This is a genomic window from Rhizobium hidalgonense (assembly GCF_005862185.2).
In the GTDB taxonomy this organism is placed as follows: domain Bacteria; phylum Pseudomonadota; class Alphaproteobacteria; order Rhizobiales; family Rhizobiaceae; genus Rhizobium; species Rhizobium hidalgonense.
The window spans coordinates 2,610,034-2,622,081 of record NZ_CP054027.1; the positions used below are offsets into that span (position 1 = coordinate 2,610,034).

The 12,048-nt window shown below is 61.3% G+C and carries 14 protein-coding genes and 1 pseudogene; 7 read left to right on the forward strand and 8 right to left on the reverse strand.

Translation table 11 applies throughout. The features are described 5' to 3' along the window. Nucleotides 1-157: 157 nt before the first annotated feature. Nucleotides 158-469 carry a DUF1883 domain-containing protein gene (locus tag FFM81_RS12540; RefSeq protein WP_003573753.1) on the forward strand — a complete coding sequence of 104 codons (312 nt, stop codon included), beginning with the start codon at nucleotides 158-160 and terminating at the stop codon, nucleotides 467-469. Between the two features lie 222 nt (nucleotides 470-691). Further along, nucleotides 692-1,366: a VIT1/CCC1 transporter family protein gene (locus FFM81_RS12545; RefSeq protein ID WP_138386478.1), complete on the forward strand. Its 675-nt coding sequence runs from the start codon at nucleotides 692-694 to the stop codon at nucleotides 1,364-1,366. A 33-nt stretch (nucleotides 1,367-1,399) separates the two neighbouring features. Here FFM81_RS12545 and FFM81_RS12550 read toward each other — a convergent pair whose 3' ends face one another. Beyond that, nucleotides 1,400-2,716: a replication-associated recombination protein A gene (locus tag FFM81_RS12550; RefSeq protein WP_025415918.1), complete on the reverse strand. Its 1,317-nt coding sequence runs from the start codon at nucleotides 2,714-2,716 to the stop codon at nucleotides 1,400-1,402. Next, nucleotides 2,713-4,116: a DegQ family serine endoprotease gene (locus FFM81_RS12555; protein ID WP_138386477.1), complete on the reverse strand. Its 1,404-nt coding sequence runs from the start codon at nucleotides 4,114-4,116 to the stop codon at nucleotides 2,713-2,715. Before FFM81_RS12555 ends, FFM81_RS12550 begins: the two co-directional genes overlap by 4 nt. A gap of 133 nt (nucleotides 4,117-4,249) precedes the next feature. Between FFM81_RS12555 and FFM81_RS12560 the strand changes: the two genes are divergently transcribed. Both FFM81_RS12560 and FFM81_RS12565 read left to right on the forward strand, forming a co-directional pair. After that, complete coding sequence (locus FFM81_RS12560; RefSeq protein ID WP_003573761.1) at nucleotides 4,250-4,630, forward strand: YkvA family protein; 381 nt, start codon at nucleotides 4,250-4,252, stop codon at nucleotides 4,628-4,630. A 21-nt stretch (nucleotides 4,631-4,651) separates the two neighbouring features. After that, nucleotides 4,652-5,005, forward strand: a complete 354-nt coding sequence (locus tag FFM81_RS12565) for a lysozyme inhibitor LprI family protein (protein WP_138386476.1) — start codon at nucleotides 4,652-4,654, stop codon at nucleotides 5,003-5,005. Between the two features lie 59 nt (nucleotides 5,006-5,064). Here FFM81_RS12565 and ilvD read toward each other — a convergent pair whose 3' ends face one another. Beyond that, on the reverse strand, nucleotides 5,065-6,903 hold the full coding sequence (ilvD, locus tag FFM81_RS12570; RefSeq protein WP_138386475.1) for a dihydroxy-acid dehydratase: 1,839 nt from the start codon (nucleotides 6,901-6,903) through the stop codon (nucleotides 5,065-5,067). A gap of 16 nt (nucleotides 6,904-6,919) precedes the next feature. Here ilvD and FFM81_RS12575 point away from each other — a divergent pair, with 16 nt between their 5' ends. The 3 genes from FFM81_RS12575 to msrQ all read left to right on the forward strand — a co-directional run bounded on the left by FFM81_RS12575 (nucleotide 6,920) and on the right by msrQ (nucleotide 8,840). Further along, the gene (locus FFM81_RS12575) at nucleotides 6,920-7,165 is read left to right on the forward strand and encodes a hypothetical protein (RefSeq protein ID WP_138386474.1); all 246 of its coding nucleotides are present in this window, start codon (nucleotides 6,920-6,922) and stop codon (nucleotides 7,163-7,165) included. Between the two features lie 71 nt (nucleotides 7,166-7,236). Continuing rightward, nucleotides 7,237-8,184, forward strand: a complete 948-nt coding sequence (msrP, locus tag FFM81_RS12580; RefSeq protein ID WP_138386473.1) for a protein-methionine-sulfoxide reductase catalytic subunit MsrP — start codon at nucleotides 7,237-7,239, stop codon at nucleotides 8,182-8,184. After that, the gene (gene msrQ, locus FFM81_RS12585) at nucleotides 8,184-8,840 is read left to right on the forward strand and encodes a protein-methionine-sulfoxide reductase heme-binding subunit MsrQ (RefSeq protein ID WP_003573766.1); all 657 of its coding nucleotides are present in this window, start codon (nucleotides 8,184-8,186) and stop codon (nucleotides 8,838-8,840) included. The genes msrP and msrQ overlap by 1 nt, the downstream gene beginning before the upstream one ends. A gap of 10 nt (nucleotides 8,841-8,850) precedes the next feature. Here msrQ and FFM81_RS12590 read toward each other — a convergent pair. The 5 genes and pseudogenes from FFM81_RS12590 to rpsM form a co-directional block, all read right to left on the reverse strand. Then, nucleotides 8,851-9,272, reverse strand: a pseudogene (locus FFM81_RS12590) (ribosomal maturation YjgA family protein). A gap of 165 nt (nucleotides 9,273-9,437) precedes the next feature. Further along, nucleotides 9,438-9,860, reverse strand: coding sequence for a 50S ribosomal protein L17 (rplQ, locus tag FFM81_RS12595; protein WP_003573769.1), 423 nt, complete (start codon nucleotides 9,858-9,860; stop codon nucleotides 9,438-9,440). A 123-nt stretch (nucleotides 9,861-9,983) separates the two neighbouring features. Next, complete coding sequence (locus FFM81_RS12600; RefSeq protein ID WP_003547579.1) at nucleotides 9,984-10,994, reverse strand: DNA-directed RNA polymerase subunit alpha; 1,011 nt, start codon at nucleotides 10,992-10,994, stop codon at nucleotides 9,984-9,986. A gap of 97 nt (nucleotides 10,995-11,091) precedes the next feature. Beyond that, complete coding sequence (rpsK, locus tag FFM81_RS12605; protein WP_003547577.1) at nucleotides 11,092-11,481, reverse strand: 30S ribosomal protein S11; 390 nt, start codon at nucleotides 11,479-11,481, stop codon at nucleotides 11,092-11,094. A gap of 133 nt (nucleotides 11,482-11,614) precedes the next feature. Then, nucleotides 11,615-11,983 (reverse strand): 30S ribosomal protein S13, encoded by a 369-nt coding sequence (rpsM, locus tag FFM81_RS12610; RefSeq protein WP_003573772.1) that lies wholly within the window; start codon nucleotides 11,981-11,983, stop codon nucleotides 11,615-11,617. Between the last annotated feature and the right edge of the window lie 65 nt (nucleotides 11,984-12,048).

The window sequence follows — 12,048 nt, forward strand, 5'->3', positions numbered from 1 at the left end:
CGTTTTTGCTTGGATATCGCAAGGACGGCGGCGGCCCGGCGTTTCCGACACTGTGCCTCGAAATTTCTCCGATCGGGCCTTCAGATCGATTTCCAACTTTTCCTTAACCGGCATACTGGTAAAATCTCGTCACAGGACTTCAGACACAACGAGACCGATGCCGAAACCGAACTTCCGCTTCACCCATTACGATCTCAAGGAACAACGCGCCGGAACGATCGTCGAGGTGTCGTTGAATGCGGTGAACAATGTTCGGCTGATGACGGCGCCGAATTTCCAGCGCTTCACCGAGGTTCTCGATTTCAAGTATATCGGCGGCGTGGCACGCAAATCGCCGATCAAGATCGCCGTTCCGGAAAGCGGCCATTGGCATATCGTCGTCGATATGGAAGGCCATCACGGGCTGGCGGACTCTTCCGTCAAGGTGATCGCCGGGCCGCCAAATCAGAAGACGCCGCGGGCTTCCTGAGCTTTACAGCACCGCGTCTCCACGCGCTCCGCAGAAAACCGCGATCAAGACACGTCCAATAGTGCCGATCTTTGATCACGATCAATGAATCCGGCTGCCGGGCCGATCACAGTTACGGTGGTAAGCCTACCCACGCCGCGGCGCCGCCAGCGGCAAGTGGGATCGCCATTCATGCCCCGACAGCAATAGCAGGCTATGATCTTCGTCACTGGGAAGTAGTCCATGACTTCGAACCTGATCGGCCGCATCACCAAGATCATCGATCCCGGCGATGCGCTCGGTGAAGTCCTCTTCGGATTGATTATGGCGCTGACCTGGACGGTCGGTTCGAGGCTGGTTTTTGCAAAAGAAGGGTTAGATATCCACGATCTGATCGTCGCGACGATCGGCTGCAACGTCGCTTGGGGGATCATCGACGCCGTCTTGTTCTTCCTGGGGACGACGTTTAACAAAAGCAGGCGGCTTCGCCTTTTTCGGCAAATCAAAGCAGCCAGAAGCGAGTCTGCGGCGCTCAAGCTGCTCGCGAAAGAATTCCCGATCGAAGAAGCACCGTTCTCTGCAAAGGGCGCCGACGCGGACGCGCTCTATCGATCACTCCTGACGCTTGCATGCCGGGCCGATCCTGTGAAGGCGTCCCTACCGAAAGGTGATCTGTTTGCCGCTATCGCGGTCTTCGCTCTGGTCTCGGCCACATCAATTCCCGCCGTTATCCCATTCCTTCTCATTGACAGTGCGCACCTTGCGCTGAGAATCAGCAACCTGTTTCTGATCTTGCTGCTGTTTGTGACGGGCTATGCGTGGGCGAAGTTCTCAGGCGGCAGGCCTTTTTATGCAGGGATGACGATGACGTGTCTCGGATTGCTGCTGGTGGCAATAGCGATCGCGCTTGGCGGCTAAGCCCCATTTGCCAAGAACAGGCGCCCAGGCGCGTCAGCGCGGCTTACGCTCCTTGCGAAGTTTGTCCCACCATTCCAGCCGCTTGCGGATATCGCGCTCGAAGCCGCGCTCCGGCGGATCGTAGAAGGTCTGGCGGCCCATCTTCTCTGGGAAATAATCCTGGCCGGAAAAGGCGTCGGGTTCATCATGGTCGTAGCGGTAACCCTCGCCGTAGCCTTCGCCCTTCATCAGCTTGGTCGGCGCATTGAGGATGTGCTTGGGCGGCAGCAGCGAGCCGTTCTGCTTGGCGGCCTGGCTTGCCGCCTTGAATGCGGTGTAGACGGCATTCGATTTCGGCGCGGTGGCGAGATAGACGCAGGCCTGGGCGAGCGCCAGTTCCCCTTCGGGGGAGCCGAGATACTCATAGGCATCCTTGGCGGCGTTGCAGATCACCAGCGCCTGCGGATCGGCAAGGCCGATATCTTCCACCGCCATGCGCACCAGCCGCCGGCCGAGATAAAGCGGATCCTCACCGGCATCGAACATGCGGGCGAGATAATAGAGCGCGGCATCGGGATCCGAACCCCGCACGGACTTATGCAGCGCCGAGATCAGATTGTAATGGCCGTCCTGCGCCTTGTCGTAGACGGGGGCGCGACGCTGGACGATGCGCGTCAGGCCCTCGGTATCGAAGCTCTCGCCCTCGCGCGCGGCGCGCCAAACCTCTTCGGCCAGCGTCAGCACCGCGCGGCCGTCGCCATCGGCCATGCGGATCAGGCTGATGCGCGCCTCTTCGGTCAGCGGCAACGGCTTCTGCTCGATCGCCTCGGCGCGCTTCAGCAATTCCTCCAGGCTCTCCTCGTCATGCGACTTGAAGGTCAGCACGCGGGCCCGCGACAAGAGAGCGGCGTTGAGCTCGAAGGACGGGTTTTCGGTGGTAGCGCCGACGAGGATGACGGTGCCGTCCTCCATAACAGGCAGGAAACTATCCTGCTGGGCGCGGTTGAAACGATGGATCTCGTCGACGAAGAGCAGCGTCTGGCGGCCATCCATTCGCCGCAGGCGGGCCGTCTCGAACACCTTCTTCAAATCGGCGACGCCGGAAAAGATCGCCGATATCTGCTCGAAGGCCAGCCCCGCCTCGCCGGACAGCAGCCGCGCCACCGTCGTCTTGCCGGTGCCGGGCGGGCCCCAGAAGATCATCGAGCCGAGCGAGCCGCTTTCGATCATCCTTTTCAGGACGCCGTCTTCACCGGTCAGATGTTCCTGGCCGGTGACATCAGCAAGCGTCTTCGGCCGCAACCGGTCGGCAAGCGGCCGCCTGGCGGCCACCTCCTCCGGAACACGCGGCGCGAAGAGATCGTTGCTCATCGGAAGAACTGCCGGATGCGCTGACCATCGCGCTCGATCTCGACCCGCCAGAGGCCGGGGTCGCTGTCAGCGATTTGGGACAGTTCGCTGGTCGACTTCACCTCCGTGCCGTTGATCGAGACGATGATATCCTTCGGCTCAAAACCGAGACGGGCGGCCGGCGAATCCTCTTTCACCTCGGATACGACGACGCCTGCCGATTCCGGCGGCATGCGCAGCTCGTCGGCGACCCGCGGCGACAGGTTCTCGACGACTGCGCCGCTAAAGGGGGTGCGTCCGCCGATGGTGCGCTGGTCGCGCGGCGAGGTTTCCGGGGCGCGGTCGAGCGTCAGCGGCAGTTGCTCCACGCGGCCATTCTCGATGACGGTGAGCTTGACCGATTTGCCGAGACCCGCCGTCGTCAGGCGATACAGCAAGGCGTCGGGATGCTCGACGGAGATGCCGTCGACGGCGGTGACGATTTCGCCGGCCTTCAATCCGGCCTTGGCCGCCGGTCCGCCTTCCGAAACCTTGACGACCAGCGCGCCGCGCGCCTTGTTGAGCCCAAGCGCTTCGGCGACTTCCGAAGTCACGGCATCGAAGCTCGCGCCGACATAGGGTCGTTCGAAGGATTTGACGCCGGCATCGGCCGAGGCGAGGAAGACCTTGACGAGATTGGCGGGAATGGCAAAGCCGATGCCGTTCGAACCGCCGCCGCGCGAGAAGATCGCCGTGTTGATGCCGATCAGTTCGCCCTTCATGTTCATCAAGGCGCCGCCGGAATTGCCAGGGTTGATCGAGGCATCGGTCTGGATGAAGAAGCCGAACTCGTTCCTCACCACCTGGTTGCGGGCAAGTGCCGAGACGATGCCACTCGTCACCGTCTGTCCGACGCCGAAGGGATTGCCGATCGCCAGGACAAGATCGCCGACCTCGACCGCATCGGAATTGCCGATCGGCAATGTCGGAAAACTCTCCTTGGTATCGATCTTCAGCACCGCGAGGTCGACGCGGTCATCGCGCAGCACCACCTTGCAGGGGAATTCGCGGCCATCCGTCAGCGCCACCTTGATGTCGTCGGCGCCTTCGATGACGTGATTGTTCGTCACGACAGTGCCGTTCGCCTCGACGATGACGCCAGAGCCGAGCGATGACTGCTTCTCCGAACGGTTCGGCATCTGCTGGCCGAAAAACTGCTCGAAGAAGGGGTCGCCGGCAAAGGGTGACTGCCGCTGGACGGTTTTCTCCGCATAGACATTGACGACGGCGCCCGACGTCTGCTTGACGAGCGGCGCGAAGGAGAGCTGCATTTGCATCTGGCTCTCGGGCACGGTCTTTGCCGTTTGCGCTTCAGCCGCAGCCGGCAGAAGCAGTGTCAGAGCCAACAGCGAAACGGAGGCGCGTTTGAACAGGCCTTGCATGGGTATCCTTTTTGAATCCTCTTGAGCAACGTTGTAGCGTCAGACGCTAGAAAGGAAAGAGGGCGGAAGCATGGAAGAATAAGGCAAAGGAATGTCTTGAAGTCGCTGCGAACTTGATTCAGGAAGATTGTCCATGCAACTGATATCACAGGCCAAAATCTGGGCGAAGTCACTGAAGCGTGACATCGTCGCCCTGTGGCTTGCAGCCAGAGACCGGCGCGTGCCCTGGTATGCGAAAGCGGTGGCCGGCGCCGTTGCCGCCTATGCGCTGTCACCCGTCGATCTCATCCCCGATTTCATTCCCGTGCTCGGCTATCTCGACGATCTGCTGATCGTGCCGCTTGGCATCCTGCTGGCGACGCGGCTTGTCCCGGCTGAGGTGATGAGCGAGCTTCGTGCCGAGGCGGCAAGACGCATCGAGCGCCCTTCCGGCCGGGCCGGGCTGATCTTCATCCTTGCCGTCTGGCTTACCTGCATCATCTTCCTGGCTCTGGCATTGCGCAAACTGGTTTGACCGGAAGCAACAGGGATAGGAATGATGACGGCAAAAGCGGTGATGATGGGTTTTGGTTTTGCGATTTCGATCTTCGCGTCGGATATGGCTATGGCGGCAAGCTTCGACTGCGATGCAAAGGAATTGAAGCCGGACGAAAAGACGATCTGCGACAACCGCGCGCTCAACGATGCCGACGTGAAAATGGTGACGACCTTCGAACTGCTCTCCGGTCTGCTGGCGATGGGCTCGCGCGGGACATTGCAGGACGAGCAGACCGCATGGCTGAAGAAACGACAGGAATGCGCGACGGATGCCGTCTGTATCAAGTCTGCCTATGATGAGCGGCTGAAGCAGCTCGGCGAGACCTACAAAAACATCAACCGGCCGCTTTGAAAGCGACCGGTTGCGAGAGCAGCTGACTCTTAATCAGCGGATCGTAGGTTCGAAACCGCTCAGCGCGCGTTCAGATCACGCACGGCACCGCGGTCGGCACTCGTGGCGAAGGCCGCATAGGCCTTCAGCGCCGTCGTGACGTTGCGCTTGCGCACTTCTGTCGGATGCCAGCCCTTGGCGTCCTGATCGGCGCGGCGGGCGGCAAGTTCGGTCTCGCTGACGCGCAGGCTGATCGTGCGGTTCGGGATGTCGATATCGATCATGTCACCTTCGCGCACCAGGCCGATCGTGCCGCCATTGGCCGCCTCCGGCGAGGCGTGGCCGATCGACAGGCCGGAGGTGCCGCCGGAGAAGCGGCCGTCGGTGATCAGCGCACAGGCTTTGCCGAGGCCCTTCGACTTCAGATAGCTCGTCGGATAGAGCATTTCCTGCATGCCGGGGCCGCCCTTCGGGCCTTCATAGCGGATGACGACGACGTCGCCGGCCTTCACCTCATTTGCGAGGATCGCCTTGACCGAGGCATCCTGGCTTTCGAAGACGCGGGCCGGGCCGGAGAATTTCAGGATCGATTCATCGACGCCGGCCGTCTTGACGATGCAGCCGTCGACCGCGAGGTTGCCCTTGAGCACGGCAAGACCACCATCCTTGGAAAAGGGATGCTCGACCGAGCGGATGACGCCGTTCTGGCGGTCGGTATCGAGTTCGTCCCAGCGGGCCTCCTGGCTGAAGGCGACCTGGGTCGGGACGCCGCCGGGGGCGGCCCGATAAAAGTTGCGGACGGTGTCGCTGTTGGTGCGGGTGATATCCCAGCGGTCGATCGCATCGCCCAGCGTCTCGGCATGCACGGTCGGGCAATCACGGTTGAGCAGACCGCCCTTTTCGAGTTCGCCGAGGATCGACATGATGCCGCCGGCGCGGTGGACGTCTTCCATATGAACATCGCTCTTGGCCGGCGCGACCTTCGAAAGGCACGGCACCCGGCGCGACAGCGCGTCGATATCGGCCATGGTGAAATCGATCTCGCCCTCATGGGCGGCAGCCAGGATGTGCAGGACCGTATTGGTCGAGCCGCCCATGGCGATATCGAGCGCCATGGCATTCTCGAAGGCCTGCTTCGAGGCGATGGTGCGCGGCAGGGCCTTGACGTCGTCCTGCTCGTAGTAACGGCGGGCGAGATCGACGATCAGATGGCCAGCCTCGACGAAGAGGCGCTTGCGGTCGGCGTGGGTGGCGAGCGTCGAGCCGTTGCCGGGCAGCGACAGGCCGAGCGCTTCCGTCAGGCAGTTCATCGAATTGGCGGTGAACATGCCGGAGCAGGAACCGCAGGTCGGACAGGCCGAGCGTTCGATGGTCTGGACGTCCTCATCGCTGATCTTGTCATCGGCTGCGGCGACCATCGCGTCGACGAGGTCGAGCGCGTGCGTCTTGCCGTGCAGCACGACCTTCCCGGCTTCCATCGGACCACCGGAGACGAAGACCGTCGGGATGTTGAGGCGCAGCGACGCCATCAGCATGCCGGGGGTGATCTTGTCGCAGTTGGAGATGCAGACCATGGCGTCGGCGCAATGGGCATTGACCATGTATTCGACGCTGTCGGCGATGAGTTCGCGCGAGGGCAGCGAATAGAGCATGCCGTCATGGCCCATGGCGATGCCGTCATCGACGGCGATCGTGTTGAATTCCTTGGCGACACCGCCGGCCGCCTCGATCTCGCGGGCTACGAGCTGGCCGAGGTCCTTCAGGTGGACGTGGCCGGGTACGAACTGGGTGAAGGAATTCACCACCGCGATGATCGGCTTGCCGAAATCCGAATCCTTCATGCCCGTGGCGCGCCAAAGGCCGCGCGCGCCTGCCATGTTGCGGCCGTGGGTCGTGGTTCTGGAACGGTAGGCTGGCATCGGTATCTTCCTCGACATGTCGGAAATCATCAGGCGAAACGGGGCGGCATTGAGCCTGCGGCCGGGCAACGGTGCTTTTGGAATTGTCCTAATCCAATCGACGGGGGCTGTCACTACCGGCAAGGCCAAATCCGGTACGCTGCCTGGAGATGCCTTGAGCGCCATTGCTGATTTACGGTTCGGCGAGCGGTTTGGTTACAGCCTATTCCATCACAGCCGAACACAAAAAATTGGCTTCCCGGCGGTGTTATTCAAGGCATAGACACTAATCCGAATATGCGGGCGGTTCGTTTAGAGACTATATTCAGGAAATCCGCCCTGGAGGTTTTCGAGATGCCCAGCTATCGCCCCCCCAAGATCGCGCCGTCGGAGATCACGCCGCGCCAGATCTACCTGCGCCGTCGTGAATTCCTGGGCGCGGCAGCACTTGGCGCCATGGCGCTCTACAGCGCCGGCCAGGCGAGTGCGGCTGCGCTTTCCGCCGTCGAGAGCAAGTACAAGGTCGACGAGAAGCCGACGCCGATCAAGGACGTCACGACCTACAACAACTTCTATGAGTTCGGCCTCGACAAGGGCGATCCCGCAGCCAATTCCGGCGATTTCAAGCCCCTGCCCTGGACGATCAAGGTCGACGGCATGGTCAACAAACCCGGCACCTTCGACCTCGAGGCGCTGATCAAGGAATTCCCGATCGAGGAGCGCACTTACCGCATGCGCTGCGTCGAGGCCTGGTCGATGGTCATTCCCTGGGACGGCTTTCCGCTGGCAGCGCTGCTCGACAAGGTGGAGCCGCTCGGCAGCGCCAAATATGTCGCCTTCGAAACCGTGGTGCGGCCCGACGAGATGCCGGGGCAGAAGGGCTTCTTCCAATCGCTCGACTGGCCCTATGTCGAGGGCCTGCGGCTGGACGAGGCGCGCCATCCGCTGACGCTGCTTGCCGTCGGGCTCTACGGCGAAACGCTGCCGAACCAGAATGGTGCGCCGATCCGTCTGGTGGTGCCGTGGAAATACGGCTTCAAGGGCATCAAGTCGATCGTCAGGATCACCCTCACCGACCAGCAGCCGAAGAATACCTGGCAGGTGACCAACCCGCAGGAATACGGCTTCTACGCCAACGTCAACCCTACCGTCGACCATCCGCGCTGGAGCCAGGCGAGCGAGCGGCGCATCGGCGAAAGCGGCTTCTTTGGCGCAAGCCGCCACCCCACCCTGCCCTTCAACGGCTATGCCGACGAGGTGGCGAGCCTCTATGCCGGCATGGATCTGAAGGCGAATTTCTGATGGCGGAATTGTCGTTCGCCATCCCGAAGCGCTGGCAGCCCGCCTCCGTCTGGCTGCTTTATGTCGTTGGCCTCGTGCCTGCTGCCTGGACCTTCTATCTCGGCGCGACCGATCAGCTCGGCGCCGATCCGGTCAAGACCTTCGAGCTTTTCCTCGGCATCTGGACGATCCGCTTCCTGATCGCAACACTTGCCGTTTCCCCTGCCCGCGAGCTCCTCGGCTGGAATTACCTGCGCTACCGCCGGGCGCTCGGCCTGCTGACCTTCTATTACGCGCTGATGCATTTCACCGTCTACATGGTGCTCGACCAGGCGATGGATATTCATGCCGTCATCAACGACGTGCTGAAGCGGCCCTTCATCATGTTCGGCATGGCCGGACTTGCGATGCTTATTCCGCTGGCGGTGACGTCCAACAATCTTTCGATCCGCAGGCTTGGCAAGAGCTGGATCTGGCTGCATCGCCTCGTCTACCTCATCGCCGCCTGCGGGGCGCTGCACTTTGCGCTCTCGACCAAGATCCTCGATCTCGAGCAATATATCTATGTCGGGCTGATCATCGCGCTCATTCTCTACCGCTCCTGGCGCCCGATCGCACGCAGCCGGAAAAAGGGTCAGGGGCGGACGCGCAATCGCGCGATGGCGTCAGCTTCGTGAGACGGCCGCCTTATCGGCGAGGAGAAATGGCCGGGTGACGGGCGGGATCGAAGGCCCAGGCCGCGGCGATGCCGATTGCATAGGCCCAGATATTCACAGTGAGAATATCCGGCCAAGCAGCAGCGCGCCTGCCGTGGTCAGCCGAAACGCGTCGAGCCATGGCGTGTGATAGAGCCGGAACAATTCCACTGAGATCGCGATGAACAGCGCGACGATGGCAAGGACTGCCGGCCGGGACCGTGCAACGATCAGCGCCACCAGCAGATAGACCATCGCCCCCCAGAGTGCCGATCCACCATATTTGACGACGACGAAGGGCAGATCGACCGCATAGCCGAACCGTCTGAGTGCCAGCCCAAGCACGATCACCACAAGCAGAGCTGCAAGGCGAAGGAACTGCGCTTGAGAGCGAGTTTGGATGATTTCGCGCACTTGAACCTGACCTGTATCATCGGACGGTTGAGGTGGAGATATCGAATTTTCGAGAGGTGCTGCCTGCCATCTCAGGCTGGCGTCGCTTTCATCCGTGACCGCCGCACAAACGAAAACAGCCGGGCTTTGTGAGCCCGGCTGTTTCTATCCGACGGAGCGGAAACCTTAAGCGGCGACGGCCTGCTCTTCGGCAGCGACGCGGGCCTTGTCGGCTGCGCCCTTGGCGAAGGTGTCGCGATCAACGAATTCGACAACGGCCATGGCGGCATTGTCGCCCTGGCGGAAGCCGGCCTTCATGATGCGCAGGTAGCCGCCGTTGCGGGTGGCGTAACGCGTTGCGATCGTGTCGAACAGCTTCGAAACGACGGCAGCATCGCGGATCTGCGAGATCGCCTGACGGCGAGCATGCAGGTCGCCGCGCTTGCCGAGCGTGACGAGCTTCTCGACGATCGGACGGATTTCCTTGGCCTTCGGCAGGGTCGTGACGATCTGCTCGTGGGTAATCAGCGAAGCCGCCATGTTGGCGAACATCGCCTTGCGGTGGCTTGCAGTTCTATTCAGCTTGCGGCCGGCTTTACCATGGCGCATTGCTATTCTCCTTTAATGCAGGTGCCCTTACGTTAACTGGGCCTGCCGTTTCCTGGCACATGCAGGCGATCGGCCTGCTGTTTGACGGGGAAAGGCAGCCGAAAGAGCCTGCCTTTTGTTTTCTCAGTACTGGTCTTCGTAACGCTTGGCGAGATCTTCGATGTTCTCGGGCGGCCATGCCGGCACTTCCATGCCGAGGTGCAGGCCCATGGAAGCGAGAACTTCCTTGATTTCGTTCAGCGACTTGCGACCAAAATTCGGTGTGCGGAGCATTTCTGCTTCGGTCTTCTGAATGAGGTCGCCGATGTAGACGATGTTGTCGTTCTTCAGGCAGTTTGCCGAACGGACCGACAGTTCGAGTTCGTCCACCTTCTTCAGGAGAGCCGGGTTGAAAGCGAGTTCGGTGACTGCTTCCTCTTCGGTTTCCTTCTGCGGCTCGTCGAAGTTGACGAAGACGCCAAGCTGATCCTGGAGGATGCGCGCCGCAAAAGCGACGGCGTCTTCGCCGGTGATCGAGCCATCGGTTTCGATGGTCATGTTCAGCTTGTCGTAGTCGAGAACCTGTCCTTCGCGGGTATTTTCGACCTTGTAGGACACCTTCTTGACCGGCGAATAAAGGCTGTCGACCGGGATGAGACCGATCGGAGCATCTTCCGCACGATTGCGCTCGGCCGGAACGTAGCCCTTGCCGTTGTTGACGGTGAATTCCATGCGGATTTCGGCGCCCTCGTCGAGCGTGCAGATGACATGCTCGGGGTTGAGGATTTCGATATCGCCGACCGTCTGGATGTCGCCAGCCGTCACAACACCCGGGCCCTGCTTACGCACAACCATGCGCTTTGCGTCGTCGCCATCCATCTTGATGGCGATTTCCTTGATGTTGAGCACGATATCCGTGACGTCTTCGCGGACGCCCGGAATCGAGGAGAATTCATGCAGCACGCCATCGATCTGCACCGCCGTGACGGCAGCGCCGCGCAGCGAGGAGAGCAGAACGCGGCGAAGCGCATTGCCGAGGGTCAGGCCGAAGCCGCGCTCCAGCGGTTCGGCAACAAGCGTCGCCCTGGTGCGCGAGCTTGAAGAGAACTCCACCTTGTTCGGCTTGATCAGTTCCTGCCAGTTCTTCTGAATCATGAGTTTGCCTTCCGTTCGTTGCCACCATCCAATCGTGGCAACCGAGCTTGAAAACCACCGGGAGCGCCGAGGCGCTCACCAGTGACGAGAGCGATGATCAGACGCGGCGCTTCTTGCGCGGACGGCAGCCATTGTGCGGGATCGGGGTCACGTCGCGGATGGACGTGATCATGAAACCTGCAGCCTGGAGCGCGCGCAGAGCCGATTCACGACCCGAACCCGGACCGCAGACTTCGACTTCCAGCGACTTCATGCCGTGTTCCTGAGCCTTCTTGGCGCAGTCTTCGGCAGCAATCTGGGCCGCGAACGGGGTCGACTTGCGCGAGCCCTTGAAGCCCTTGGCGCCAGCCGACGACCAAGCGATCGCATTGCCCTGCGCGTCGGTGATGGTGATCATCGTGTTGTTGAAGGTCGAGTTGACGTGAGCGACACCCGACGAGATATTCTTGCGCTCGCGACGGCGAACGCGGACGGCTTCCTTAGCCATGGTATTCCTTTCGTTGATCTCTTCACCGCCGTAATGCCAGCGGCTACACCGGAACGGCGCCTATATGGTCCCGCTCCAAACTCAAAAGAGGCCGGCGCTAACCGCCAGCCTCCCCACCCCGGTTTCCCGGAAATTACTTCTTCTTGCCGGCGATTGCCTTTGCCGGACCCTTGCGGGTGCGGGCATTGGTGTGCGTGCGCTGACCGCGGACCGGAAGGCCGCGGCGATGACGCAGGCCACGGTAGCAGCCGAGATCCATCAGACGCTTGATGTTCATCGCGGTATCGCGACGAAGATCACCTTCGACCTGATAGTCGCGGTCGATGGCTTCGCGGATCTGAAGGACTTCAGCGTCCGTCAGCTGGTGCACACGACGTTCAGCCGGGATACCGACCTTCTCGACGATTTCCTGTGCGAATTTCGGACCGATCCCGTGAATGTAGGTCAGCGCGATAACAACGCGCTTCGCAGTCGGGATGTTGACGCCAGCGATACGTGCCACGCCTGTTCTCCTTGCATTCCAGTTGCCATCCGGCAAGTGGGCTTCGTTATGCGGTCTTTGGAACC

What these genes read in the sequence shown, in the direction of transcription:
- FFM81_RS12600 (WP_003547579.1), bottom strand. Translation starts at nt 10,994, where the DNA reads ATGATTCAGAAGAACTGGCAGGAACTGATCAAGCCGAACAAGGTGGAG.
- FFM81_RS12545 (WP_138386478.1), top strand. Translation starts at nt 692, where the DNA reads ATGACTTCGAACCTGATCGGCCGCATCACCAAGATCATCGATCCCGGC.
- FFM81_RS12575 (WP_138386474.1), top strand. Translation starts at nt 6,920, where the DNA reads ATGTCGGAAATCATCAGGCGAAACGGGGCGGCATTGAGCCTGCGGCCG.
- FFM81_RS12550 (WP_025415918.1), bottom strand. Translation starts at nt 2,716, where the DNA reads ATGAGCAACGATCTCTTCGCGCCGCGTGTTCCGGAGGAGGTGGCCGCC.
- ilvD (WP_138386475.1), bottom strand. Translation starts at nt 6,903, where the DNA reads ATGCCAGCCTACCGTTCCAGAACCACGACCCACGGCCGCAACATGGCA.
- FFM81_RS12555 (WP_138386477.1), bottom strand. Translation starts at nt 4,116, where the DNA reads ATGCAAGGCCTGTTCAAACGCGCCTCCGTTTCGCTGTTGGCTCTGACA.
- FFM81_RS12560 (WP_003573761.1), top strand. Translation starts at nt 4,250, where the DNA reads ATGCAACTGATATCACAGGCCAAAATCTGGGCGAAGTCACTGAAGCGT.
- FFM81_RS12540 (WP_003573753.1), top strand. Translation starts at nt 158, where the DNA reads ATGCCGAAACCGAACTTCCGCTTCACCCATTACGATCTCAAGGAACAA.
- msrQ (WP_003573766.1), top strand. Translation starts at nt 8,184, where the DNA reads ATGGCGGAATTGTCGTTCGCCATCCCGAAGCGCTGGCAGCCCGCCTCC.
- FFM81_RS12565 (WP_138386476.1), top strand. Translation starts at nt 4,652, where the DNA reads ATGATGACGGCAAAAGCGGTGATGATGGGTTTTGGTTTTGCGATTTCG.
- rpsK (WP_003547577.1), bottom strand. Translation starts at nt 11,481, where the DNA reads ATGGCTAAGGAAGCCGTCCGCGTTCGCCGTCGCGAGCGCAAGAATATC.
- rplQ (WP_003573769.1), bottom strand. Translation starts at nt 9,860, where the DNA reads ATGCGCCATGGTAAAGCCGGCCGCAAGCTGAATAGAACTGCAAGCCAC.
- msrP (WP_138386473.1), top strand. Translation starts at nt 7,237, where the DNA reads ATGCCCAGCTATCGCCCCCCCAAGATCGCGCCGTCGGAGATCACGCCG.